Origin of the sequence: Streptomyces sp. IMTB 2501 (assembly GCF_001953885.1) — a bacterium.
In the GTDB taxonomy this organism is placed as follows: Bacteria; Actinomycetota; Actinomycetes; order Streptomycetales; family Streptomycetaceae; genus Streptomyces.
This window is the reverse complement of sequence record NZ_MQUS01000019.1, coordinates 25,038-51,273: the sequence shown is the minus strand read 5'-3', so window position 1 is coordinate 51,273 and position 26,236 is coordinate 25,038. Positions and strand designations below refer to the sequence as shown.

The window sequence follows — 26,236 nt, the reverse complement described above, 5'->3', positions numbered from 1 at the left end:
TTGCCCGCGCCGGCGCGGGGCGTCCTACGAAGGCTCGGCAACCACCGCTTCCGCAGACATCGTCCGCTTCGTCAGATCCGTCGGCGCGGACGCGTTCGGCTCCACCGGAGCCGTCCGGGCCGGCAGCAACTCCAGCACCGCCTGCCGGTCCGCGTCACTCGTCGCGTCGTCGTACGGATCCGGTGTACGCGGCACCTGAAGCCGGTGCACCGGCCCGGCCCCCAGCCGCGCATACCCCCGCCCCGGCGGCACCTGCCCCGGCGGCGTGGTGTGCGGCGGAGCCCCGAGCACCGCCTCCACCTGCCGAGCCGTCGCGGGCCCGAGCACGACACGCGCGCGTGTGTGCTGCCGTACCGCGTCGCCGAGCGCTTCCGCGCCGTCGAACTGCTCGGCCACCACGACCGTCACGTTCGCCGCGCGCCCGTGCCGCAGCGGCACCTGGAGCAGCTCCTGTGGGTCCTTGCGGCCGTCCGCCGCGGCGAGGTGGGTGAAGACGGACGGGCGGTCCACCAGGATCCACAGCGCGCGCCGGGCGTCGGCCGGTGGCGGATCGCCCGCCTGCCGGGCCAGGTTGATGGCGATGAGGCGCCGCTCGGTCTCCTGCGCGGCCCATTCCAGGCTCGCCAGCGCCCCGGGCAGCGCGCACTCCACGGTCAGCACCCCGTTCCGGCCGGTCAGGCAGGCGTACTCGCCGGTGCCGCCGCCGTCGACGAACAGCACGTCGCCGTACTGGAGGGCCTGCAGGGCGATGGAGCGCAGCAGGGTCGAGGTGCCGGTGCCGGGGTGGCCCATGGCCAGCAGGTGCGGTTCGGTGGAGCGGATGCCGGTGCGCCAGACGACCGGCGGTACGTCGATCTGTTCCTCTCCGTAGGAGAGGGGGAGCGTGCGCTGGATCTCGCTCGGGTCGGTGAAGCCGAGGACGGTCTCGCCGGGCGCGGTGACGAAGTGCTGGGCCGGGATGTCGGCGGGCAGCGGGGGAAGCGCGGTGACGGTGAGCTGGTTGCCCTCCTCGTCCCATGCGAAGTGGTACTCGCGGCCCCGCCCGGCCTTCGCGGTGAGCAGCTGCTCGATCCGCGCGCGGGCCTCGTGCTCGGCGTCCGTGAAGTAGGCGGGGTAGCGGATGACGAGATGAGCGACGCGGCCGTCGTCGTCGAACTCGTGGTCGGGGACGGCTTTCTCCCACTCCCCGCCGTGCGTGTAGAGCGGTGCCGGGTCCTCGGGGGCGGAGAAGTACGGCACCAGGGCCTCATAGAGGGTCTGGAGCCGTTCGGTCTGGGACTCGTCGGGCCCTTCGGGGGCCGGCGGGGTGCGGTCGCGGCCCTGCCAGGCCGCCGTCGCCATCACGGTGATGACGGCAAGCAGCGGCCCGTACGGCAGCAGTGCCACGGCCAGGATCAGGGAGGCCACCAGGAACAGCAGCGGCCCGCGCTTGTCCTTGGGGGTGTCCGCCCATCTGCGCTGCCCGGACGCGGCCAGCAGGCGCAGTCCGCGCGTGACGGTGATCAGCGGGTGGAGGACGTCGGTGGCGCTGTCGGCCGCCGTCCGGGCCAGTTCCCTGCTCCGGGCGATCTGCATCCGGGCGATCTGGGCGCTGTCCTTGCTCAGGATGCGGGGGAGGGGACGCCGGGCCACTGCGGTCTCCTGATGGTGCGTGCGGGCGGGGTCAGAACTTGATGCCGCCGAGGAGGCTCGCCAGACTCTCGCCGCCGGCCTTGATGCTGGGGGCGATGCCCGTGCTGGCCAGGTAGAAGCCGAACAGGGCCGACGTGCATGCGTGCGAGCCCTTGAGGCCGTCCTTGCGGAAGAAGAGGAAGACGACGACGCCGAGCAGCATGACGCCTGAGACGGAGAGGATCATTTCGGGCCTCCTGGTGTCGAAGGTGGGGGACAGTCACCATGAGTTCTTCCAGGATCACAGGATGTATCCATACTATTAAAGGTGCAACTGGGTGAATTTCGGCCTATTTCGCTCACTTCGCGTAGTGGTTTCGGCCCGGTCGCGACGGGGTCTTGCCTCCGGTGGCGGCTGATGCTGATCTTTACCTCGGGCACATCGGGTCATGTGCCGCGTGAGCCAGTACGCTGGCGATTCACTCGTACGGCCGTGTTCCGCTCGGTGCCGTACGCTCCCCGAAGTCCCCGAAGTTTCCAGGAGAGGCGGTCCGGCCGATGAGTGAAGCCCCCGACCCCGAGGTCGTGGAGCTGGCGACCAAGATCTTCGATCTGGCCCGGCAGGGGCAGACCGAGGCGCTGGTGGCATACGTCGACGCCGGCGTTCCGGCCAACCTCACCAACGACCGCGGTGACTCCCTGGTGATGCTCGCCGCCTACCACGGCCACGCCGAGGCGGTGCGCGCCCTGCTCGCCCGGGGCGCCGCGGCGGACCAGATCAACGACCGAGGCCAGACCCCGCTCGCGGGTGCGGTCTTCAAGGGCGAGACGGAAGTGATCAAGGCACTCCTGGAGGGTGGCGCCGACCCTGCGGCGGGGACGCCGTCGGCCGTCGACACCGCCCGGATGTTCGGCAAGACGGAACTCCTGGAGCTGTTCGGCGCGCACTGACGCGCATGTCCTGAGCAGGTACGACACGGAAAACGGGGGAGGCGGTAAAGGGCCGCCGGAAATACGGTCGCGGCAGCACACACCGCGGGTCATCATGACGACGTGATTCACGGACGCGATGGCTGGGCAGGTGTTGCCGCACCGCGCGGGCCGTGATGCGGTCCGCATGGGCCACAGACGAGAGGCAGAGAGAGATGGTCTACAGCAAGCAAGAGACGGCGGGCGCTCCGACGTTGTGTCACGCGGCCAGGTAGTGCGTGTTCTCCGGTTGCGTCGACGCTTGATGTGAGGCTGTTTCCCATGTTCGATCCGGTCATAGCGCCCAGCGGTACGCTGCTCGGCCTGCTCCAGCGGGGCCGCGGCGACGGCACGCTGCACGCGCTCACCGCCCCGCGCGCCGAGGCGCTCGCGGCCCTGAACCACTGTGTGCTGCGCGATCCCCGCCACGACTGGCAGGTGGAGAACCGCTCCCTCTACTACGCCCGGCTCTACCTCGACCTGAACGGCGAGCTGGACGCCATCGAGGCGCACCTCTTCGACCCCGAGGACGTCCTCGACACCGACGAGTCCCGCACCGGCCTCGCACTGGCCGTGCTCGGGCACCTCGCCTCCTACGGCAGGCAGGACGCGCTCGACCTGCTGCGCAGGTACGCCGCCCGCGGCTCCAACTGGGCCTGGGCCCTGGACGAGCTGGCCCTCAGGGACGACGACGCGGGCCTGCGCGCTCTCGCCGTGCCCGTTCTGGCCCGCTTCGCCACCGACCCCGAGGGCGAGGCCGAGCTGGCCGCCGCCGTACGCGACGCCTTCGAGCCGAGGCCCTGGCGCCTGTGGGCCGAGGATCCGCGCGCAGCGATCGCCACACGCGTGCGTGCCGCACAGGAGACCGGCTGTTTCGACCGCTGGCAGCGCCAGATGCGGCCGACCGGCCCACGGCCCGGCTGGAGCGTGCGCGCCGTCTTCGAATGGGCCCAGCAGGGCATCGAGCGCGGCGCCGCCCTCCATGTGCCGGCCGCCCGCTGCCTGGTCGCCGTGGCCGGCCCCGAGGACCGGCCGGAGATCGTCCAGGCCGCCCGGACCGGCATCGACGGCGCCCGTTGCACCGCGCTGCGCTACCTCGCCGACAGCAACGACCCGGACGCGCTCGACCTGATCGAGGCCGCCGTCATCGACGGCACGACCGTCGTCGTGGAGGCGGCCGTCGACGCCTTCGAACGGATGCGCAGTATCGCCGCCGTCGACCGCGCGCGCCGCTGGGCCCAGCGCCCCGACGCGCTCGGGGCCGCCGCCGGACGCATGCTCGCCTGCCGCGGCGGCGCCCAGGACCGTGACCTCGTCCTCGGCGCCCTCCGCGAGGCCGTACGCGGCGAAGGACCCGACGCGCCCACGCTGTGGACCCTCGTCGACGGCACCGGCCGCCTCGGCATCGCCTGCGCCGCCCCCGTCCTGCGCCACATCTACCGCGAGACGGCCTCCTCCCATCTCCGCGGCCGCGCCGCCCGCGCCCTGGCCGCCACCGACCCCTCCTTCGCCACCGGCTTCGCCGTCGAATGCCTGTGGGACTGCGAGGAGACCACCCGCGAACTCGCCGCCCGGCACGCCGAGACCGGCGACACCCGGGTCGTGGAGCGGCTGCGCCGCCTGGCCGCCGATCCGGCCGAGGAGGCGGAGGTGCAGACGGCGGTCCGCAGCCGCTTCGGACCCGACGCCGCCCTCGGCTGACCTCGCGCACGCACCCGGCGGGCGGACGACCGCCCGCCCGGTGAACACCGGGTGTCCCGCAGGTCAGGCGGTCATGACGGTCGTCTGACCTGCTCGGGTGTGCAGCCCAACGCTCATGGGACGTTCCCCGGGCGGAAAGATCGAAGTCGACGCGGCCACGTCCTGCGCGGCGACAACACCCGTATGCGTGTCGTCATCGTGACCGAATCCTTTCCCCCCGATGTGAACGGCGTGGCCCACTGCGCGCTCCAGACCGCCCGGCACCTCGTAGATCGCGGTCACCATCCGCTCGTCGTCGCCCCCGCCCCCGCTCCGGGCAGCGGACCGGACACGGACGCCCCGTGCCCGGTCGTCCGGATCCCCTCCCTCCCGCTCCCCGGCTACCCCCAGGTCCGCGTCGCCCTCCCCAGCCGGCGCCTCGCCGCGGCGCTCGTCGAGCACCGCGCCGACCTGGTCCATCTCGCCAGCCCCTTCGTCCTCGGCGTCCGCGGCATGGCCGCCGCCGCCAAGCTCGGCATCCCCGCCGTCGCCGTCTACCAGACCGACCTGGCCGGATACGCCCGCACCTACATGGGCGCCGGCGAGGCGGCCGCCTGGCGGCGGATCCGCTCCGTGCACGCCGCCGCCGACCGCACCCTCGCCCCCTCCAGCGCCGCCCTCGGCGACCTGGAGGCGCACGGCGTGCCCCGGGTCCGGCTGTGGCCGCGGGGCGTGGACACCGTACGTTTCCGGCCAGACCTCCGTGACGAAGCCCTGCGCCGCGAACTCGCCCCCAACGGCGAGGCCATCGTCGGTTACGTCGGCCGGCTCGCCCCCGAGAAGCACGTCGAACTCCTCGCCGGAGCGTGCGGCCTGCCGGGCGTCAAGGTCGTGATCGTCGGCGACGGGCCCAGCCACGCCCACCTCACCGAGGCCCTGCCCGGTGCCGTCTTCCTCGGCCGCCGCACCGGCGGCGACCTCGCGCGGATCTTCGCCTCGCTGGACCTGTTCGCGCACACCGGCCCCTTCGAGACGTTCTGCCAGACCGTCCAGGAGGCCATGGCCAGCGGGGTCCCGGTCGTCGCACCCGCCGCCGGCGGCCCGCTCGACCTGGTAGCCCACGGCCGCACCGGACTGCTCGTCCCACCGGGCGACGTCACCGCCGTGACGGAGGCCGTCCGCGAACTGGCCGCCGACCCGGCGCGGCGGACCGCCTACGGCACCGCCGCGCGCACCATGGTCGAGGGCCGCACCTGGGCCGCCGTCGGCGACCAGCTGATCGCCCACTACGGCGACGTCCTCGCGGCCCGCAGGACGGCGGTGGCGGCATGACCGGCAAGTCCCTGCGTATCGTCCGGCTCGCCAACTTCGTCGCCCCGGCCTCCGGTGGCCTGCGCACCGCCCTGCGCGAGCTGGGCAAGGGCTTCCAGGCAGCCGGCCATGAACCGGTGCTCATCGTGCCCGGCGAACGGCACACCGACCGCGACACCGAGCAGGGCCGGGTCATCACCCTGCCCGGCCCGCTGCTGCCCGGCACCGGCGGCTACCGCGTCCTCACCGACAAGCGGCGGGTGGCCGCCCTCCTGGAGGAGCTGGCCCCGGACCGCCTGGAGGTCTCCGACCGTACGACCCTGCGCTGGACCGGCCGCTGGGCCCGCCGCGCGCGCGTGCCCGCCGTGATGGTCTCCCACGAGACCGCCGACGGCGTGCTGCGCACCTGGGGTCTGTCCGAGAACCTCTCCCGCCGGGCCGCCGATGCCCTCAACACCCGTACCGCGCACGTCTACTCGCGGGTGGTGTGCACGACCGAGTTCGCCGAGCGCGAGTTCGTGCGCATCGGCGCGCGCAATGTCGTACGCGCCCCCCTCGGCGTCGACCTGATGGAACGGCACCCCGCGCTGCACGACCCGGGCCTGCGCACCCTCCACGCGCGCGGTGGCGAGGCGCTGCTCGTCATGTGCTCGCGGCTGTCGGTGGAGAAGCGGCCCGGGACGGCCCTGGACGCCCTGGAGGCGCTGCTGCGCCGTGGGCGGCGGGCGGTGCTCGTGGTGGCCGGAGACGGGCCGCTCAAGCCCCGCCTGGAACAGCGCGCGCGGGAGCTGGGGCTGCCGGTGACGTTCCTCGGGCACGTCGCCGACCGGGCCGCGCTCGGCGCGCTCCAGGCCACCGCGGACGTCGCCCTCGCGCCCGGGCCTGCCGAGACCTTCGGGCTCGCCGCCCTGGAGGCCATGGCGTGCGGTACGCCCGTCGTGGCGAGCGCCTCCTCCGCGCTGCCCGAGGTCATCGGCTCCGCCGGGGCCACGGCCGCGGACCGCGGCGAGGCGTTCGCCGACGCCGTTGAAATGCTCCTCGACCGCGGTGAACCGGAGCGGCGCGAGGCGGCACGCGCGCGTGCAGAGTGCTTCGGCTGGGGAACGGCCGTCGAATCGTTTCTGGCGGCCCATGACGCCGAGGTGCTCCGCCCCACCGGCGTCCGGCGCTCCGTCGCGGAGGGCGTGGCATGACGCACGGTGCCGGAGGGCGTGGCATGAGACCCGTCCGCTTCGTCGCCCTCGGGGACTCGCTGACCCAGGGTGTGGGCGACCCCGCCGGGGACGGCTGGCGGGGCTGGGCCGCGCTGCTCGCGCCCTCCCTCGCCGAGACCGCCGACGGCGTGCGGTTCACCAACCTCGCGGTCAGCGGCGCACAGACCCGTGACGTCATGGAGCGGCAGGCGCCGGCCGCCCTCGAACTCCGTCCCGACGTGGTCGCGGTGGTGATCGGCGTCAACGACACTCTGCGCCGCACCTTCGACATCCAGGCGGTCGCCGCGCACCTCGACGAGGTCTACGCGACCTTCACGCGCGCGGGCACCACCGTGCTCACCGCCTGCCTGCCCGACCCCGGTGCGATGCTGGGCCTGCCGGGCGCGCTGGCCCGCCCGCTGGCCCGCCGGCAACGGGCTGTCAACACGATCGTCCACGCGCTCTCCGAACGCTACGGCGCCATCCACCTGCACGCCGCGGACGGAACCTGGATCACCGACCGGGCCCTGTGGAGCGCGGACCGGCTGCACCCGGGCGAGCGCGGGCACCGGCAGCTCGCCGTCCGCTTCCACGCCCTGCTCGCCGAGGCGGGCCGCGCGACGGGGCAGCCGCCGTCGCCCGAGCCGGAGTTCCCCGCGCCGACCAAGGCGGCGAGCCTGCTGTGGCTGGCCACGGCCGGCACCGGCTGGGTGGTCCGGCGCTGCAACGATCTGCTGCCGCAGCTGATCCGCCTGGCGGCCGACGAACTGCGCCACCGGGCCCGGGGCACCAGTGCCCGCCTCGACCTGAGTGCCTCGGCGGCGGTGTCCGCGGCCCTGGCCGCCCTGACGGAGGGCACCAGAGAGGGCGCCGAAGCTCAGCGGCGCCCTGCCGGTACGAACCCGACGGTGATCCCGGCTCCCGCGCGAGCGGTCACGACGGGAGGCTCCGTCCGCGCTGCCGCGAGGGCGGACACGGCCCGCGAGGCCACCGTGCCGGACACGGCCTGCGCGGGGGTCGGGACGCCGGCGGCACCGACCTCCGCGATCACCGGGTAGCGTCCGGCGGCCGGGGGGTCCGACCGCGAGACCGCCGGACGCCCTTCCGGCGGGCCTGGACCGCGCCTGGGACCAGGCTCCGCCGAGGAGTTCACCGGGCCGGGCCCGCGCCGGAGCGGGCCCCCCGGTGGTCGACGGCCGCCCGAGGATCGTGGTGGACGGCAGCGGATCCAAGGATCGTTCAACGATCCTTCAATACGCATGTTGTCTCGTCCCGATGCGTGCGATTGAATTCCGGGCATGGCAGAGCAGTTGACGGCACTGGCCGGCGATCGTGCGCTCCTAGGGCGCACGAGCACGGCGGAGCGGGTGTCGGACATCCTCCGGACCCGCATCGCCGACGGGTACTTCCCGCCCGGCACCCGGCTGTCGGAGGACGGCATCGGCGGGGCCCTCGGGGTGTCCCGCAACACCCTGCGCGAGGCGTTCCGGCTGCTCACGCACGAACGCCTGCTGGTCCATGAACTCAACCGCGGTGTGTTCGTACGGGTCCTGACCGTCGAGGACGTCGAGGACATCTACCGCACGCGCTCCCTGGTCGAGTGCGCCGTCGTCCGTGGGCTCGGCGAGCCTCCGTACCGGCTGGAGGGAGTGGCCGCGGCGGTGGCCGAGGGAGACTCGGCGGCCGCCGAGAACGACTGGAACGTGCTGGGCACCGCCAACATCCACTTCCATCGGGAACTGGTCGCCCTCGCCGGCAGCGAACGCACCGACGAACTGATGCGCAGCGTCTTCGCCGAGCTGCGGCTCGCCTTCCACGTCGTCGACGACCCGCGCCGGCTGCACGAGCCCTACCTCGCCCGCAACCGCGAGATCCTGCGCGCGCTGCGGGCCGGCGACAGGCGCGAGGCCGAGCGGCTGCTGGAGACGTACCTCAGGGACTCGCTGGAGCGGATGGTGGAGGTGTACCGGCGGCGGGTCGCCCCGTAAGCGGCGCGGTGCCGTATCGGCGGTGCGCTGTATCGGCGCGGTGCCGTATCGATGACAACGCCCGGCGGCTCCGCCGGCCAAACGCGGCGGAGCCGCTCGTTTGGGTCGATGTCAGACCGAGGACCTAGTCTGTGCACCGTGACTTCGCCTGCATCGACGGACAGTGTTCCGCCCCAGCTCAGCGCGGGGCCGCGCCCGGCACCGGGCCCGGCCGCCGACGAGGGGCTGGCGCGGCGGCTGCGCGCGCTCGCCTGCACCGCGCCGCTGCACGACCTCGACGCGCGCAAGGCCAACCTGGCCGGTGAGTACTCGGTGTACGGCATGGCCGAGGTGGCTCTCGCCGCCATCGACCTGGTCACCCTCAACATGGACTTCGACACCGGCGCCGACCACGAGCAGATCGTGGCCCGGCTCGTCCCGCGCATCGCCGCCCAGGCCCCGCACCGGCCCACCGCCGAGCACGAGCGCGTGGCCCGCTGGGTCCTGGAGAACCTGATCAACGTCGGCAGCGTCGACCGCGGCTTCCGCGCCGTCTACGGCACCTTCGCCCCGGACGGCACATACATCCGCAGGGACTACGACTTCAAACTGATCGAAGAGGTCCCGGGGCCCGGCGGCACGGTCTATCTGCGCACGACGGACGAGGCGGTCAACGTCCTGGTCGGCGCCCTCGACACCGACGTCACCAGCGCCCAGATCGCCGCCGAGGTCAAGCTGGAGGTGCTGATCAGCCGCGGCCGGCTGGCCGACGCCCAGCTCGCCGCCGAGCAGGCCCGCTACCGCACGGTGCAGTACTCGGAGACCCTGCGCCGCGCCCTGGAGGCCACCCGGCGCAACGTCCGCGCGGTCGACTGGCTGGGCGCCGTGCCCGACATGATCGCCGAGGCCCTGGACCACGTGGCCGACCGCTACCGCCACGAGAACGCGATCCTCACCAACATCCGCAAGGCCCGCGACGAGACCGAGGAGCCCGAGCACAAGCGGCGCGCCGCCGAGCTGGTCGACATCGTCAAGGACTGCATCCGGCGGCACACCCAGCTCCAGTCGCGGTTGCTGGAGGCGGGGCCGCTGTTCCGCGCCGAACAGGACCGGCAGGCCTTCGCCACACCGGCGACGACCTCCGGGACGGACCTGTACGGCCATCTCCTCGCCCCCGTCCTGCCGTTGCCGCTGGAGCAGGCGACCCGGGTCACGGACGCGTTCTTCGCGAACGGCACGGGATTGCGTACCCCGGTGTCGGTGCGGGTCGGCGACCTCGTCGAGATCCTGCTGACGCCGCCGGTGGAGCGGGAGCATCTGGGCGCGGAGATGCCGGAGCCCGATCTGATCGCCACGCCGGACGACAGCCGGTTCAGCGAGGAGCAACTGGCCGCCGCAATGGAGCTGTTGGACCTTCCGGCCGATGCGCCGCGCAGGCTGTCGGGCCTGCTGGCCGAGGCGCGGCGGACGGGGGATCCCGATCTGGCCTATCTGGTGGCCCTGTTGGCGGTCCACGCGGCCAGTCCCGCGGTCGGCACGGCCTATCGGCAGGGCGAGGAGAAGCTGTTGTTCGCCGTGGACGACGGGACCGAGCTGGACGATCCCGAGTTCGGCGGGGCCGATCTGATCGTGGGGACCGCGTTGCTGGATGCGGCGGGGATGGCTGCGGACCGGACGGAAGCAGCATGAGCAAGCGACAACGCGACAAGGAGCCGAAGCCGTGACCGAGCACGTCGACTGGAGTGAGCCCGAGCCCGCCGCCGCGCCGGCCGGTTCCGCCGTCACCCCCGCCGACGCCGCCGACGCGGCTCGGCTCGTCGCCTTCGGGCTGCAGCCCAAGCTGCAGCCCGCGCGGGACCAGGAGTACACGGAACTGCTGCGCCGCTACCGGGACGACCCGGCGTTCGCCCGGCTCGCCGACGCCGTCGCCGCCGGTCTGGGGCTCGTCGTGCTGGAGGTGTCCCCGCGCGCGGGGATGGCCGTCACGGCCGCCGAGGACTCGGTGTTCGCCGTCCGCATGGGTGACTACGCGCGTCGCACCGCCGCCGACTCGGGCGACCGCTTCCTGCACGGCCTCGCCCATCTGGCCGCCGCCGCACTGGCGTTCCCGCGCCCGGAGGACCTGGCCGACGACACCTACATCGGCCGCGTCACCGTCAACGGCGTCGACGCGTTCGTACGGCAGGCCTGCCGGCGCCTGGAGGAGCGGGCCGAGGAACTGGGCGAGAACACCGACCCGGCGACCGACGCACCCGGCCTTGAGGCCGCCTGGCGGATCTGGGCCAGACGCAGCGCCACCGGAGCCACCAAGGACGCCCGCCGGCCGGCCGCCTCCACCACCGGCATCGTCGCCAAGGCCCTGGCCTTCCTCACCGACTCGGGCTTTCTGCAGCGCACCGGCGACGACAGCGGCGGCACGTACCGCACCACGGCCCGCTACCAGCTCCAGGTCCGGGACATGGCGGGCAGCGCGGCCCTGGCCGAACTGCTTGAGCTGGGCGTCGTACCGGTGACCGACGGGACGGCCAGTCTGCTGCCCGCCGACGACACCGAGGACCTGGAGCTGGCGGCCGACGCCGGGCTGCCGTTCCACTCCTGAGGCGCACCAGCGCCACCAGCCCCTGAACCACCGCACTTTTCACCAGACTTACGAGAGTCCGCCATGTACGAGCTGTCCCGGGTCCGCCTCTACTCCATCGGTCCCGCCGGTGCGCGCTATGCCGACACCGTGCTTGACCTGCGGGGTGTCGGCGAGCCCGTGCCCGACCCGGCGCCCACGCAGGCGGAGTTCTTCGAGGAGGAGCCGTCCGGCCCGCCGCGCCGGCCCGCGCCCGCCGGCGTGCTCTTCCTGGAGAACGGCGGTGGCAAGTCCGTGCTGCTGAAGCTGATCTTCTCGGTCATGCTGCCGGGCCACCGCAACACCCTCGGCGGTGCCAGCTCCGGTGTGCTGCGCAAGTTCCTGTTGGCCGACGACTGCGGGCACGTGGCGCTGGAGTGGCAGCATGTGCAGACCGGCGAGTGCGTCGTCGTCGGCAAGGTGAGCGAGTGGCGCGGGCGGCAGGTGTCCAACGACCCACGGAAGTTCGCCGAGGCCTGGTACTCGTTCCGGCCCGGCCCCGGCCTGAGCCTGGACAATCTGCCGGTCGCCGAGGCCACCGCCGTGCGGCCGACCGTCGAGGGCACCTCGGGCGCCCAGGGCCGGCGCCGCACCATGAAGGGCTTTCGCGACGCCCTCACGGAGGCGGGCAAGGCCTACCCGCATCTGGAGGTGCACTGGGAGGAGATCCACGACCGCTGGATCGAGCACCTCGGCGACCTCGGCCTGGACCCCGAACTCTTCCGCTACCAGCGGGAGATGAACGCCGACGAGGGCGAGGCGGCCGGTCTCTTCGCGGTGAAGAAGGACTCCGACTTCACCGACCTGCTGCTGCGCGCCGTCACCGACACCCGGGACACCGACGGTCTCGCCGACCTCGTCAGCGGCTTCGGCAACAAGCTGGGCCGGCGCGCCGAGCTGATCGCCGAACGGGACTTCACCGCAGGCTCGGTCGACCTGCTCGGGCGGATCGTCGAGGCCGCCGAAGCCCGTTCACGCGCGCGTGATGTCCACGCCGGCGCCGAGCGCCGTACCCGCACCCTCGTCCGGCGGCTGTCCGCGCGGGCGGTACGGGAGCGGGTGCGGGCCGCGGACCTCGCCCAGCGGGTCACGGCCGCCGCCTACGCCGTCACCCACTCCGAGGGCGCCCGCGAACGCAGCGCCCTGATCGCCGCCGAACTCGCCTACCGGCACGCCTCGTTGGCGCTCGCCGCCGCCGAGAAGTCCGCCGCCGCGCAGAAGCGCGAACTGGCCGACGCGCGCACCCTGCACTCGGCCTGGCAGGCCGCCGAGGCCGTGCTGCGGCACCGCGCCGCCGCCGACCGCGTCGCGCGTGTCTCCGCCGCCATCCAGGAGGCGGAGCGGGACGCCGCGCCCGCGCTCGCAGCGCGCGCCAAGGCCGCCGTGGACCTCGTACGGGCCCTGCACACGGCCGCCGAGAGCGCCGAGGCGCTCGCCAACGAGGAGGAGGAGCGCTCCGCCGCGCTGCAGGAGGTCAGCGACTCCGCCTACGGGGACTCCACCGCCGCCGCGACCGAGGCGCAGCGCGCCCGCAGCGAGACCGGGCATCTGCGCCAGCGCCTCGCCGAGGTCGAGCAGGAGACCGCCGAGGCGGTCCGCGCGGGCTGGCTCGACGACAGCGCACCGGACGCCGACCCCGCGCGTGCCGCGCTCGCCGCCAGCGATGCCGAGAAGACCGCCGTCGCCGCCTGGGACGCGGCCCGTGAGGCCGCCCGCAAGGTCAGCGAGCACGCGCGCGAGGCGGCTTCCGCGGAGTCCCGGGCGGAACTGACCGCGGCCCGCGCGGCGGACGCCGCGGCGGCGGCCGAGCGCGCCCACGAGGCCGAGCGGCGCCTCGCCGAGTCCCTGGCCGCCGAGGAGCGGCTCGCGGAACTGCTCAGCCTGCCGGGTGCGCCGGGCTGGGCGCGGGTGCCCGCCCCGAGGGCGGACATGGACGACGACACACGCGCGGGATCCGCGGCGGACCCGGCTGTCCCCGCCGACGGTCCGCTCGCCTTCGAGGAACTCGACCGCTTCGCCGACGAGTTGCGCGAGCTGCTGGACGACGCCGTGTCGACCGCCGAACGGCACCTGTTCGAGCTGCGCACCGCCGCCGCCGACGACTCCCGTATCCTCGGCGCCCTCGGTGACGGCGGACTGCTGCCGCCCGGCCCCGACGTCCTGGCCACCGTGGAGTTCCTCGGCGAGCACGGCATCCCGGCGCTGCCCGGCTGGCGCTATCTCGCCCAGGCCGTCGACCCCGCCGACCACGCGCGTGTGCTCGCCGCCCGCCCGGAACTCGTCGACGGTGTGATCATCACCGACCCGGACACGCACGCGCGTGCCCGCGAGGCGCTCGGCGACGCCGCCCTGCTGCCCCGCTCCGCCGTCGCCGTGGGCACGGCCGCCGCCCTCCTCGCCCCGCCGCCCGCCGACAGCGCCGCCCCCGGTGACGTCTTCCTCGTGCCGCCGAACCCGGCCATGCACGACGAGCACGCCGCCGACGAGGAACGGCAGGCGCTGCGCGCGCGGGCGACCGAGCGCGACGAGGAGATCCGCACCCTCGCCGCCCGGCTCGGCAAGGACCGCGAGCTGGCCGCCCGGCTCGCCTCCTGGCGCACCGGCTGCCCGGCCGGCCGTCTCACCGAGCTGGCCCAGACCGCGGAGGAGACCCGCGCGTTCGCCGAGGAGGCCGAGGCCGAGCTGGCCGAGGCACGCGCCCTGCGCACGGAGGCCGACGAGGCCGCCGCCGAGGCCGCACAGGTCCGCGACGAACGGCAGGAGGCCGCCCAGAAGGCCCGCCGCGCCGCCGACGCCCTCGCCGGACTCGCCTACCGGCTGCGCGAACGCGCCGGCTGGCAGGCCCGGCTGCGTGAACTCGCCGACGAGGCGACGGAGTCCGAGGCGCGCGCGCAGGCCTGCCTGGAACGCGCCCGCGCCGCCGACGAGGACCGCCGCGCCGCCCAGCGCGCCGCCGACGACGCCCGCCGCACCGCCCGTGCCCTGCGCGCCGAGCGCTCCGAGATCGCCGGCGCCCCGGACGACGTACCGGTCGAGGACGCGGTCGCCCCCAAGGCGTCCCTGCCCGCCCTCCGCGAGGCCTACCGGGCCGCCTCCCAGGTGTACGAGAAGGTCGGCGTCGGCGCCGACCTGCGCGCCGAGCAGGCCCGCGCGGAGAGCGACGAGAGCGCCGCCCGTGCCGAGCTGGACCGGCTCAGCAACAAGGTCCGCACCCGCGCGGAGCAGCTGCTCCAGTCGCCCGACGGCTCCGACGGCCCCTCCCGGCAGGCGGCCGCCGCCCGCGCGGAGGAACTGGTGCAGCTTCTGGAGACCCGCATGTCGACGGCGAGCGAGCAGCTCGGCCGGCTGCGCGGCGAGGCCGAACGGCACGCCCCCGAGGACGGCGAGGCGCACACGGAACTGCCCGGGGAACTGCTCCCGCGCGATGCCGAGCACGCCCAGGCGCTGCTGCGCACCGCGACCGGCGAACTCGCCTCCCGTACCGAGGCGCTGGCCGAGGCCCGAGAGGCCCACGCCGAGCTGCTGGATGCCCACCGGGCCGCCGAGGACGCGGCCGGCGGCTTCGACGAGATCGCCGCGATGCTCCGGGACCTGCTGCGCGAGCACGCCCCCGAGGAGGAGCAGGAGGAGCCGGAGCCGTACCCCGGCAGCCTGGAGGAGGCCCGGCACTCCGCGGCCGAGGCCCGCCGCTCGCTGCGCGGCTGCGCCGCCGACCTGTCCGCCGCCGAGGCGGCCGTGCGCGAGGCGAGCGACGTCCTGGTCCGGCACGCCAACTCCACGCGCTACGAGCAGGTCCGCACCCCGGCTCGGCAGCAGATCCGCGAACTGCCCGCGTCGGCGCTGCCGGAGCACGCGCAGAAGTGGGCGGACGCCTTCGCACCCCGGCTGCGCGTCCTGACGGACGAGTTGGCCCAGCTGGAGCGCAACCGCGACTCGATCGTGGACCGCCTGCGCGGTCTGGTCGAGTCCGCCCTCGCCACCCTGCGCTCCGCCCAGCGGCTCTCCCGCCTCCCCGAAGGCCTCGGCGAATGGTCCGGGCAGGAGTTCCTGCGCATCCGCTTCGAGGAGCCCGACCAGGCCACGCTCACCGAGCGGCTCGGCGAGGTCATCGACGAGGCCACGCGCGCGGCCGTGAAGAAGAACTCCGACCTGCGCCGCGACGGCATGTCCCTGCTGCTGCGGGGCGTCGCGGCCGCCCTTCAGCCGAAGGGTGTCGCGGTCGAGATCCTCAAGCCGGACGCCGTACTGCGCGCGGAACGCGTCCCGGTCGGTCAGATGGGCGACGTGTTCTCCGGCGGCCAGCTGCTCACCGCAGCCATCGCGCTGTACTGCACGATGGCCGCCCTGCGTTCGAACGACCGAGGGCGGGACAAGCAGCGGCACGCCGGCACGCTCTTCCTGGACAACCCCATCGGCCGCGCCAACGCCACGTACCTGCTGGAGCTGCAGCGAGCCGTGTCGGACGCGCTCGGCGTGCAGCTCCTGTACACCACCGGCCTGTTCGACACGACCGCGCTCGCGGAGTTCCCGCTGGTCATCCGGCTGCGCAACGACGCCGACCTCAGGGCGGGCCTGAAGTACATCAGCGTGGAGGAGCACCTCCGGCCCGGTCTGCCGCAGCAGGCCCAGGCCGGAGAGGCGGTGCACAGCGAGATCACGGCGACGAGGATGTTCAAGAAGCCCGCGTGACGCTCACGCGTCCTCTTTCACGAGGTCCGCGCACTTCTCGCCGATCATCATCGTCGTGATGCACGGATTGACGGCGATCAGGTCCGGCATCACCGAACCGTCGGCCACCCGCAGCCCCTCGACCCCCTTGACCCGCAGCCGCGGGTCGAGGGGGGCCGCGCGGTCGTCGTCGGCGCCCATCTTCACCGTGCAGGACGGGTGATAGACGGTGTTGTGCGTCTTGTGGATGTACTCCAGCAACTCGTCGTCCGTCCGGACGTCCGGACCCGGAGCCAGTTCCGCGCCCGTCCAGCCGCTGAGCGCGGGCTGTGCGGCGATGCGGCGCGCCAGCTTCAGCCCGTACGTCATCACCCGCACATCGTGCTCGTGCGTGAAGTACCGCGGGTCCACTTTCGGTTTGTCCCGGAAGTCGCGGGTCCGCAGCCGTACCGTGCCGCGCGACCTCGCCTTCGTCACATTGGGCGTCAGACAGAACGCGTTCTCGGAGGTGGGGTAGCCCCAGCGGGCGGTGTTCATGTCGAACGGCACGGACCCGTAGTGGAACATCAGGTCGGGCCGGTCCAGGCCGGGCTCGGTGTCGTAGAAGATGCCCGCCTCCCACCACTGGCTCGACAGGGTGGGCATGGGCTGCTTCGCCTCCCACATGATCACGCCCTCGGGGTGGTCCTGGAGGTTCTCGCCGACGCCGGGGGAGTCGACGACGACGTCCACTCCGACGTCGCGCAGTTGCCCGGCCGGGCCGATGCCGGACAGCATCAGCAGCTTGGGGGAGTCGATCGAGCCGCACGAGACGATGACCTCGCGCCGGGCCCGTACCGTGCGGGTGTGCACCAGGTCGGGGTCCAGGTACTCGGCGCCCGCACACCGGCGGCCCTCCAGCACCAGCCGTTTCGCGCGCACCCCGGTTCGGACGTCTAGATTTGGACGTTTGCCCATCACGGGGTGCAGATAGGCGACGGACGACGACTGGCGGATGTTGTTCTCGTCGGAGTTGATCTGGAACCAGTTGGCCCCGCGCACCACCGTCGTCCCGGTGTTGAACGGGACCGTGGGTATCCCGGCCTGCGCACACGCCTCCAGCAGGGAGGCACCGCACGGATCGGCGCCCTTCAGCGTGCGCAGCCTCACCGGGCCGGTGCGGCCGTGGTGGTCGCCGGGCGCGTCGTTGTTCTCCAGCCGCCGGTACAGCGGGAACAATTCGGCCGCGCTCCAGCCCGTACAGCCCCGGGCGGCCCAGTCGTCCAGATCCTCCGCCGGCGCCCAGAAGGCGATGGCGGAATTGTGCGAGGAACAGCCGCCCAGCACTTTGGCGCGCGCGTGCCGCATAAAACTGTTGCCGGTGGCCTGTGGTTCGACCGGGTAGTCCCAGTCGTAGCCGGACTCCAGCAGACCCATCCAGCGCTCCAGCCGGAGAACGTCGTCGTCGCCGACGTCGCTCGGCCCCGCCTCCAGCACACACACCGTCACGGACGGGTCCTCGGAGAGCCGGGCCGCCACCACGTTGCCCGCCGTGCCGCCGCCGACCACCACGTAGTCGAACTCATCGATGCTCATGTGACCTCCTTGCCTGACAGAACAGGTGGATTCGGGCGGTGTCAGTCGGCCGCCGGAGCGCTGAGGGGAGCCGACGAGGCGGCGGACGCCGTCTCCAGCCGGTGTTCGGCGAGCACGCCGGTGCGGTGGCGCTGCACGAACCAGTAGTAGGCGAAGCCGCCGCCCGCGATGACCGCGACGAACAGCACCGCGCCCCAGCGCAGATACCAGTGGTACGGCGCGCTCGCGTTGTAGACCGCGGCGCGCGGCCAGATGAGGTTGACCGTCATTGCCGCGCCCCACACGACCGCGACGATGTTGACGAGCAGCCCCCAGCGGCCCAGTGAGAACCTGCCCCCGCCGGCCGGCTGCCACTTCCCGCGCAGCCGGGCCACCAGCATGGGCGCGGTGACGCCCAGGTAGGCGAGGTAGATCATGATGATGCCGATGCTGGTGACGACCGTGAAGATCTGCGGCTGGCGGATGTTGACCACGAGGATCGCCAGCGCCAGCACGCCGATGATCACGGCCGGCAGGACGGGGGTCTGAAAGCGCGGGCTGACCCTGGCCAGCAGCGAGGACGCGGGCAGGTTGTTGTCCCGGGCCATCGCGAACGCCAGCCGGATCGCCGCCGTGTGCACGGCCAGCGCGCACACCGTGACCGCGATCAGCACGCACCACAGCATCGCCTTGCCGGCAGTCGGACCGAGGACGTCGAGCACCACGTACTGCAGGCCGTCCGTGGACAGCTTGTCGCTCTTGAGGCTGGAGACGCTCATCAGCGCCAGCAGGAGCACCAGGCCGCCGAGGATGAAGGAGGCGACGATCGCGCGGATGATGGCGCGCGGGGCGTTCCGGGACGGGTCCAGGGACTCCTCGCCGAGCGAGGCGGCGGTGTCGAAGCCGTACATGACGTACGCCGAGGCCAGCGACGCCACCAGGAACGCGCCGAGATAGCCGGTCGAGTAGCCCGCGCCCGTGTGGTTCGTCTGCATGACGACCTGAGGGCCGCGGGTGATGTGGACGGCGAACAGGATGATCAATACAACGGTCGCGATCAACTCGATGAAGACACCGGCTGTGTTGATCGTGGCCATCAACTTCACGCCGAACGCATTGATCAACGTGGTGAACAGAATCAACACGCCTGCCAGGACCACCGCGTTCGTCGCCACGTCGTACTTCCCGGTGCCGTCCCCGACGAACTGGAACGTGGACGAGATCTGCGGCAGCGTCAACTGGTAGGCCAGCGCGACCGCCGAGATGGACACGATGGACGCGATCAACATCATCCACCCGGCCAGCCAGCCGAGGTGCGGATTGCCGATCTTCTTCGACCAGTTGTAGACCGAGCCGGCCACCGGGTAGCGGGCGGCGAGTTCGGCGAAGCACAGGGCGACCATGAACTGGCCGACGAACACCATCGGCCACGACCACCAGTAGGCCGGACCGCCGCTGCCGTAGCCGAAGTAGAACAGCTGGAAGGTGCCGGTCAGGATCGAGATGTAGCTGATCCCGGCGGCGAAGGTGTGGAAGTTGCCGAGCGTACGCTTGAGTTCGGGTTTGTAGCCGAACTCGGCGAGTTCGGCGTCGTCGTGGTGGTGTGGGCCTGGCGATTGCTCCGTGGCTGTCATGAACGGACTCCTCTGGCTGTCAGTCGAACCAGCCCTGTGGTTCCGGCGCGGTGGTGCGCCAGATGTGTTTCGTCTCGCGGTACTCGGCGAGCCCCGCAGGTCCGAGTTCACGCCCGCACCCGGACTGCTTGTAACCACCCCATTCGGCCTGCGGCACATACGGGTGGTAGTCGTTGATCCATACCGTGCCGAGACGCAGGTCCGCCGCGACCCGGGCGGCCCTGGCCTCGTCGCCGGTCCACACGGCGCCTGCGAGGCCGTAGATCGTGTCGTTGGCGAGCTGCACGGCCTCGTCCTCGGAGGTGAAACGCTCGACGGTCAGCACCGGCCCGAAGGACTCCTCCCGGACCACCGACATGCCGCTGGTGCACGCGTCCAGGACGGTCGGGAGGTAGTAGAAGCCCTCGTCGTAGCCGGGGCCGGCGGGCCGGGCGCCGCCGCAGCGCAGCACCGCGCCCTCCTCGATGCCCCGGGCCACATAGGCCTCGACCTTCCCCCGGTGGGCCGCCGAGATCAGCGGCCCGGTCTGCGCGCGTTCGTCGAACGGGCCGCCCAGCCGGATCAGTTGTGCCCGGCGTACGACCTCGTCCACGAACCGGTCGTGCAGCGCGTCCTCGACCAGCAGCCGGGCCCCGGCCGAGCAGACCTGCCCGGAGTGCAGGAAGACCGCCGTGAGCGCCATGTCGACGGCCGCCTCGAAGCCGGCGTCCGCGAAGACGATGTTGGGGTTCTTCCCGCCGAGTTCGAGCGCGACCTTCTTCACCGTGCCGGCCGCCGCGGCCATCAGCCTGCGGCCGGTCAGCAGACCGCCGGTGAAGGAGACCAGGTCGACGTCCGGATGATCGCCGAGCGGGGCGCCCGCCTCCGGACCCGCGCCCAGCACCAGGTTGGCCACGCCGGGCGGCAGCCCCGCCTCCGCCAGCAGCCGCATCAGGTGGATCGCGGTGTGCGGGGTCAGTTCGCTCGGTTTCAGCACGAAGGTGTTGCCCGCCGCGAGGGCCGGGGCGACCTTCCATGCGGTCTGCAGCAGCGGATAGTTCCACGGCGTGATCAGGGCGCAGACACCGACCGGTTCGTACACCACCCGGCTGTCGACGCCCTCCCGGCCGGTGTCGACCACCCGCCCGGTCTCGCTCGCCACCAGCCGCCCGAAGTACCGGAAACAGTTGACGACATCGTCAATGTCGTACACGCTCTCCGCCAGTCTCTTGCCGGTGTCAAGAGACTCGGTGCGGGCCAGGACGTCCCGGTCGCGGACGAGGAGGTCCGCGACCCGCAGCAGCAGGTCCCCGCGCTCCTGTGCCGGTGTGCGCGGCCAGGGTCCGGTGTCGAAGGCCCGCCGGGCCGCCGCGATCGCCTCCACGGTGTCCTTGCCGCCGGCCTCGTCGACGACGCCGACCAGGGAGCCGTCGGCGGGACAGCGGATCTCCCGGGTGCGCTCGTCCAGGGCGCCCCGCCACGCGCCGCCGATGTAGAGGTCAGGCATCGGCGTCTCCCAGCCGGCCGAGCAGCCACTCGTGGAAGATCCCGATGTGGTGCTCGTTGGGGACCAGGACCCCGCCGCTGCGGTACGCGCGCGAGGACATCGCCGGCTGGGTGCGCTCGCACGCCTCGAAGTCCTGCAGATTGACCCGGTGGAACAGCTCCACGGAGTGCGACACGTCCGCGCCCGACGCCACCACCTCCGGCGCGTACAGCCAGTCGCACTCCACGACGGTGCGGTCCTCGGCCAGCGGGAACATCCGGTGCAGGATGACGTGGTCGGGGACGAGGTTGACGAACACGGTCGGCCTGACCGTGATGGCGTAGTAGCGGCGGTCCTGGTCCGCGCCGACCTCGGGGAGCTTGGCGAAGCCCGCGCTGCCGTCGACCGTGAACCCCTTGATCCCGGCGCCGAACTCCGCTCCGTGCCCGACGTAGTACTGGGCGGCGTATCCGTCGGCGAACTCCGGCAGCACCTCGACGAGTTCGGGGTGGATCGTCGCGCAGTGGTAGCACTCCATGAAGTTCTCGACGATCAGTTTCCAGTTGGCCCGCACGTCGTAGGTGATGCGTCTGCCGAGGGCCAGTTGCTCGGTGCCGTAGTGCTCGATGGCGGCCGCGTCGCCGAGCCGCTCCACGGCCGCGTACATCACGCTGTCCTCGAAGGAGGGCGGTTCGTCGGCGAGGCACACCCACGCGTAGCCGAGCCATTCGCGCAGGGCCACCTTGATCAACCCGTACGCGACTCGATCAATGTCCGGCATCTTGATCAAGTTGGGTGCTGCGATCAACTTGCCGTCAAGGTCGTACGTCCATGCGTGGTACGGGCACTGCAGAGTGCGGCGCACCTCGCCGGACTCCTCGGTGCACAGCCGTGCGCCCCGGTGCCGGCACACGTTCAGGAAGGCGCGCAGCTCACCCGTACGTGCGCGGGTGATGATGACGTTCTCGCGGCCCACCTGGACCGTGCGGAACGCGCCCGGCCGGTCCAGGTCGGCGCTGCGGACCGCGCAGAACCACAGGGACTCGAAGATGGTCTCCTGCTCCTTGCGGAAGACGTCCGGGTCGGTGTAGTAGCGGCCCGGAAGCGTCGCGATGAGGCTCGGGGAGATCGGTGTCGTCGTCACGGGTTGCTCCTCAGACTAACGGCGGATCCGGGTCATCTTGGGGTCGAACAGCGGTTCCTCGGCGACGGTGGCCGGCACCTTCTCGCCGAAGTACTCGATGTGCACGCCGACGCCGGTGGTGAGGCCCGCCGGGAGCCAGGCGTAGGCGATGCAACGGCCCAGCGTGTAGCCGTACGACGCGCTGGTCACGTAGCCGGCCGGGGCGCCGTCGACAAAGACCGGCTCCTTGCCGAGGACCACCGCGGCGGGGTCGTCGAGGAGGAGCGGGGTGAGCCGGCGGGACGGCTCTCCGGCCCGCTCCAGTGCCGCCTTGCCGACGAAGTCCTCCTTGTCCATGCGCACCGCGAAGCCGAGGCCCGCCTCGAAGGGGGTGTGCTCGTCGGTCATGTCGGTGCCCCAGGCGCGGTAACCCTTCTCCAGGCGCAGGGAGTTGAAGGCGGAGCGCCCGGCGGCGACCACGCCGAGGCCCTGCCCCGCCTGCCACAGCGTGTCCCAGAGCCGGAGGCCCAGGTCGGCGGTGGTGTACAGCTCCCAGCCCAGTTCGCCGACGTACGACAGCCGCATGGCGGTGACCGGCACGTGCCCGATGTACGTCTCCTTCGCACGGAAATAGCCGAAGCCCTCGTGGGAGAAGTCGTCGCGGGTCAGCGGCTGGACGAGATCGCGGGCGAGAGGGCCCCAGACGCCGATGCAGCAGGTGCCGGCGGTGATGTCCCGGATATGGACGTCGGCCGGGGCGTGGCGCAGCAGCCGGTCGAGGTCGGCGGGGGAGTTGGCGCCGGCCTGGAAGCGGTCGGGGGCGAGCCGGGCGACGGTGAGGTCGGAGCGGATGCCGCCCGTCTCGTCCAGAAGGAGGGTGTACGTGACCGCGCCCGGCTTCTTGCGGAGGTTGTTGCTGGTCATGCGGTCCAGGAAGGCGAGCGCGCCGGGGCCGGTCACCTCCAGGCGGCGCAGCGGGGTCATGTCGTACAGCGCGACTCTCTCGCGGGTCGTCCTCGCCTCGGCGGCGGCGATGGGGGACCAGTAGCGGGCCGACCAGGCATCGCGCTCGGGCAGGTCGCCGAGCGTGTCGACGAGCGGGGCATTCGCCTCGTACCAGTGCGGACGCTCCCAGCCGGTGCCCTCCAGGAAGAAGGCGCCGAGCTGCTGCTGGCGGGCGTGGAAGGGGCTGACCCGCAGGGGGCGCGGCTGTTCCATCGGCTGCAGGGGGTGCAGGACGTCGTACACCTCGACGAACTGCTGTGAACCGCGTTCACGGATGTACGCCGGTGAGCGCTGCGCCTCCTCGAACCGCGTGAGGTCGCACTCGTGCAGGTCGAGAGAGGGCCGCCCGTCGACCATCCACTCGGCCACCGCCCGCGCCACCCCGGCGGAGTGCGTCACCCAGACCGCCTCGGCCAGCCAGAAGCCCCGCAGCTGCCGGGTTTCACCGAGGACCGGCATGCCGTCCGGGGTGAAGGAGAACACGCCGTTGAACCCGGTCTCGATCTCCGTCTCGCCCAGCGCGGGCAGCAGCCGGCGGCAGTCCTCCCAGCTCGGCGCCCAGTCCTCGACGGTGAACGGGTACGAGGACGGCATCTCCATGTCCCGGGCGCGCGCATCGTCGTACGCCAGGATCGCGAACGGGTCCACCGGCAGCGGCCGGTGTGCGTAGGAGCCGATGCCGATGCGGTCGGTGTGCTCACGGAAGTACAGATCCCGGTCCTGGAAGCGGAGGATCGGCTTCGAGGCCTCGGCCGTGGCACCGCTCAGCTCGGGAAGCGGCCTGGTCTTCGCGTACTGGTGCGCGAGCGGTTGCAGCGGTATGTCGATCCCGGCCATGCGGCCGATGACCGGCCCCCAGAATCCGGCCGCGGAGACCACCCGGTCGGCGGGGAAGGTGCCGCGGTCGGTGACCACGGCGGTGACCCGGCCGTCCTCCTGCTCGATGCCGGTGACCGTGTGACGGTCCAGGAAGCGGGCGCCGCGCGAGGTCGCTCGTTCCATCTGGGCGCGGGCCGCGAGCAGGGCGCGGGCCAGGCCGTCGTCGGGGGTGTGGAAGCCGCCGAGGACGACCGACTCGTCCAGCAGTGGCCAGAGTTCCTTGCAGCGGGCCGTGCTCACGACCTCACCGCGGATGCCCCAGGAGGCGGCCCAACCGGCTCTGCGGTGCAGGTCGGCCAGGCGCTCGGGGGTGGTCGCGAGCTCCAGGCCGCCGACCTGGTCGAAGCAGGAGACGCCGTCGGCATCGAGGGAGCGGAACTTCTCGACCGTGTACTTGGCGAACTCGGTGAGGGTCTTGGACGGGCTGGTCTGGAAGACGAGCCCGGGGGCGTGCGAGGTGGAGCCGCCGGGGGCGGGCAGGGGGCCCTGTTCGAGGACGGTGACGTCGGTCCAGCCGCGGGCGGTCAGCTCGTCGGCGAGGGAGCAGCCGACGATGCCGGCGCCGATGACGACGACGCGCGGGCCCTGGGCCTGGTGGGTGGGCGTGCTGGTCATGCCCCTCCTTGTGGTGGCGGGGATGGCAGGTGCGGGAGAGCCGCTCAGGCGGTGGGGACGTTCGGCCGCTCGGCGGCGATCGTCGTGTCCGGGCCGTGCCCGGTGTGGACCACGGTGTCGCCCGGCAGGGTCAGCAGCCGGGCGCGGACGGACGCCTCGATGGCCGGGCGGTCGGAGTACGAGCGCCCGGTGGCGCCCGGACCGCCGTGGAAGAGGGTGTCGCCGGTGAACACGGCGTCGAGGAACGGGACATACAGGCAGCAGCTGCCCCAGGTGTGGCCGGGGGTGTGGATGACCTGGAGTTCGATGCCGGCGACCGTGAGGATGCGGCCGTCTGCCAGCTCGCCGTCCGGCTTGCGGGCGGGGTGGGTGTGGGACCACAGCTCGTGGTCGTCCGGGTGGAGCAGGACGGGCGCTCCGGTGCGGGTGGCGAGCGCGTCCGCCGCGTCGATGTGGTCGTCGTGGGCATGGGTGCAGACGACGGCGGTGACCCGGCGGCCCGCCGTGGCGCGGTGGATCGCCTCGGCGTCGTGCGCCGCGTCCACGACCAGCACCTCCTCGTCGTCACCGACCAGCCAGATGTTGTTGTCGACGTCGAAGGTGTCGCCGTCGAGGCTGAACGTGCCGTGGGTGACGACGCGTTCGATCCGTACGGCGCCCTTCACAGCACCACCACCGAGCGCAGCACCTCGCCCCGGTGCATCTTGCCGAACGCCTCCTCCACCTGGTCCAGGGCGATCGTCTCGGACACGAACGCGTTGAGGTCGAGCAGGCCGTACAAATACTGGTCGATCAGGAAGGGGAAGTCCCGGCTCGGCAGACAGTCGCCGTACCAGGAGGACTTGATCGCGCCACCGCGTGAGAAGACGTCGATCAGCGGGAGTTCGACCGTCATCCCGGGCGATGGCACACCGACCTGGACCAGCAGACCGGCGTGGTCGCGCATGTAGAAGGCCTGCTTGAAGGTCTCGGGCCGGCCGACCGCGTCGATGGCGATGTCCACGCCGTAACCGTCGGTGAGTTCCCGTACCGCCTCGATCGGGTCGGTTCCACGGGAGTTGACGGTGTGGGTGGCGCCGAACCTCTCCGCCTGGTCCAGCTTCTTGTCGTCGATGTCCACGGCGATGACCTTCATGGCGCCGTTCAGACAGGCGCCCGCGATGGCCGCGTTGCCGACGCCGCCGCAGCCGATGACGGCGACCGAGTCACCGCGGCCGACATTGCCGGTGTTGACGGCGGCGCCGTAACCGGCCATCACCCCGCAGCCGATGAGACCGGCCGCCTCGGGCCGCGCAGCGGGGTCGATCTTCACCGCCTGACCGGCCGCGACCAGCGTCTTCTCGGCGAAGGCGCCGATGCCGAGGGCGTTGCTGAGCGGGGTGCCGTCCTGCAGGGTCATCGGCTGTGCGGCATTGCGGGAGTCGAAGCAGTACCAGGGCCGGCCACGCCGACAGGAACGGCAGCTGCCGCAGGGTGCCCGCCAGGCCAGCACCACGTAGTCGCCGGGCTTGAGGTCGGTGACACCCGGGCCGACCGCCTCGATCGTGCCGGCCGCCTCATGGCCCAGCAGGAACGGGAAGTCGTCGTTGATCGCACCCTCCCGGTAGTGGAGATCCGTGTGGCACACCCCGCAGGCCTGCACCTCCACCAGGACCTCACCGGGACCCGGATCGGGGACGACGATCGTCCGCACCTCCACGGGTGCGCCCTTCTTCACTGCGACTACGGCACGGACCTCGTGTGGCACGAGAAGCTCCTCTGCTGTTGCGCATTGCACGATGGGTTGCGCGATGGGGAACATATTGAGAACGGCGTCACGGAGCCGTCAAGAGGTGCGCGTTAACCCTTGGCAAAAGGCGTCTGTGGGGCGAAACCTGTCGGACACATGGCTCGGACACGGCTCGGTCGCGGCTTGGACACACGACGGCGCGGGACCGGGAACTTC

At 72.5% G+C, this 26,236-nt stretch carries 17 protein-coding genes and 1 pseudogene; 9 read left to right on the top strand and 9 right to left on the bottom strand.

From position 1 onward, the window contains the following. Positions 1-24 precede the first annotated feature (24 nt). Positions 25-1,632 carry a hypothetical protein gene (locus tag AV521_RS28780; protein WP_076092220.1) on the bottom strand — a complete coding sequence of 536 codons (1,608 nt, stop codon included), beginning with the start codon at positions 1,630-1,632 and terminating at the stop codon, positions 25-27. A gap of 31 nt (positions 1,633-1,663) precedes the next feature. Next, on the bottom strand, positions 1,664-1,858 hold the full coding sequence (locus AV521_RS28775; protein WP_067046482.1) for a hypothetical protein: 195 nt from the start codon (positions 1,856-1,858) through the stop codon (positions 1,664-1,666). A 311-nt stretch (positions 1,859-2,169) separates the two neighbouring features. Here AV521_RS28775 and AV521_RS28770 point away from each other — a divergent pair, with 311 nt between their 5' ends. From AV521_RS28770 to AV521_RS28730, 9 genes and pseudogenes are all read left to right on the top strand, one after another. Further along, positions 2,170-2,562, top strand: a complete 393-nt coding sequence (locus AV521_RS28770) for an ankyrin repeat domain-containing protein (RefSeq protein ID WP_076092218.1) — start codon at positions 2,170-2,172, stop codon at positions 2,560-2,562. A gap of 300 nt (positions 2,563-2,862) precedes the next feature. Next, on the top strand, positions 2,863-4,281 hold the full coding sequence (locus AV521_RS28765) for a hypothetical protein (protein WP_076092409.1): 1,419 nt from the start codon (positions 2,863-2,865) through the stop codon (positions 4,279-4,281). Between the two features lie 183 nt (positions 4,282-4,464). Beyond that, positions 4,465-5,592: a glycosyltransferase family 1 protein gene (locus AV521_RS28760; RefSeq protein WP_076092216.1), complete on the top strand. Its 1,128-nt coding sequence runs from the start codon at positions 4,465-4,467 to the stop codon at positions 5,590-5,592. After that, complete coding sequence (locus tag AV521_RS28755) at positions 5,589-6,764, top strand: glycosyltransferase (protein ID WP_076092214.1); 1,176 nt, start codon at positions 5,589-5,591, stop codon at positions 6,762-6,764. The genes AV521_RS28760 and AV521_RS28755 overlap by 4 nt, the downstream gene beginning before the upstream one ends. A 23-nt stretch (positions 6,765-6,787) precedes the next feature. Continuing rightward, a pseudogene (locus AV521_RS28750) lies at positions 6,788-7,615 on the top strand (SGNH/GDSL hydrolase family protein); the annotation flags it as partial. A 447-nt stretch (positions 7,616-8,062) separates the two neighbouring features. Then, the gene (locus AV521_RS28745) at positions 8,063-8,752 is read left to right on the top strand and encodes a GntR family transcriptional regulator (RefSeq protein ID WP_076092212.1); all 690 of its coding nucleotides are present in this window, start codon (positions 8,063-8,065) and stop codon (positions 8,750-8,752) included. Between the two features lie 138 nt (positions 8,753-8,890). Continuing rightward, a complete protein-coding gene (locus AV521_RS28740) occupies positions 8,891-10,420 on the top strand; it encodes a hypothetical protein (protein ID WP_076092210.1) in 1,530 nt (509 codons plus the stop codon). 31 nt (positions 10,421-10,451) lie between these two features. Continuing rightward, positions 10,452-11,330, top strand: coding sequence for a hypothetical protein (locus AV521_RS28735; RefSeq protein ID WP_076092208.1), 879 nt, complete (start codon positions 10,452-10,454; stop codon positions 11,328-11,330). 63 nt (positions 11,331-11,393) lie between these two features. After that, positions 11,394-16,037: a hypothetical protein gene (locus AV521_RS28730; protein ID WP_076092206.1), complete on the top strand. Its 4,644-nt coding sequence runs from the start codon at positions 11,394-11,396 to the stop codon at positions 16,035-16,037. 3 nt (positions 16,038-16,040) lie between these two features. On the opposite strand, the gene AV521_RS28725 is transcribed toward AV521_RS28730, so the two are convergent. Genes AV521_RS28725 through AV521_RS28695 form a run of 7 tightly spaced genes read right to left on the bottom strand, consistent with a single transcriptional unit; the run spans position 16,041 to position 26,038 of the window. After that, entirely contained in the window at positions 16,041-17,591 is a 1,551-nt protein-coding gene (locus AV521_RS28725; protein WP_076092204.1) for a GMC family oxidoreductase, read from the bottom strand. Positions 17,592-17,632: 41 nt separating this feature from the next. Further along, positions 17,633-19,204: an APC family permease gene (locus tag AV521_RS28720; RefSeq protein WP_076092202.1), complete on the bottom strand. Its 1,572-nt coding sequence runs from the start codon at positions 19,202-19,204 to the stop codon at positions 17,633-17,635. Positions 19,205-19,223: 19 nt separating this feature from the next. Beyond that, positions 19,224-20,690, bottom strand: coding sequence for an aldehyde dehydrogenase family protein (locus AV521_RS28715; RefSeq protein WP_076092200.1), 1,467 nt, complete (start codon positions 20,688-20,690; stop codon positions 19,224-19,226). Then, positions 20,683-21,813: an aromatic ring-hydroxylating dioxygenase subunit alpha gene (locus AV521_RS28710; RefSeq protein ID WP_076092198.1), complete on the bottom strand. Its 1,131-nt coding sequence runs from the start codon at positions 21,811-21,813 to the stop codon at positions 20,683-20,685. The genes AV521_RS28715 and AV521_RS28710 overlap by 8 nt, the downstream gene beginning before the upstream one ends. Positions 21,814-21,828: 15 nt before the next feature. Further along, the gene (locus AV521_RS28705; protein WP_076092196.1) at positions 21,829-24,291 is read right to left on the bottom strand and encodes an FAD-dependent oxidoreductase; all 2,463 of its coding nucleotides are present in this window, start codon (positions 24,289-24,291) and stop codon (positions 21,829-21,831) included. 44 nt (positions 24,292-24,335) lie between these two features. After that, positions 24,336-24,956: an MBL fold metallo-hydrolase gene (locus AV521_RS28700; protein ID WP_076092194.1), complete on the bottom strand. Its 621-nt coding sequence runs from the start codon at positions 24,954-24,956 to the stop codon at positions 24,336-24,338. Next, the gene (locus tag AV521_RS28695; RefSeq protein ID WP_076092192.1) at positions 24,953-26,038 is read right to left on the bottom strand and encodes an S-(hydroxymethyl)mycothiol dehydrogenase; all 1,086 of its coding nucleotides are present in this window, start codon (positions 26,036-26,038) and stop codon (positions 24,953-24,955) included. The genes AV521_RS28700 and AV521_RS28695 overlap by 4 nt, the downstream gene beginning before the upstream one ends. Positions 26,039-26,236: the final 198 nt, after the last annotated feature.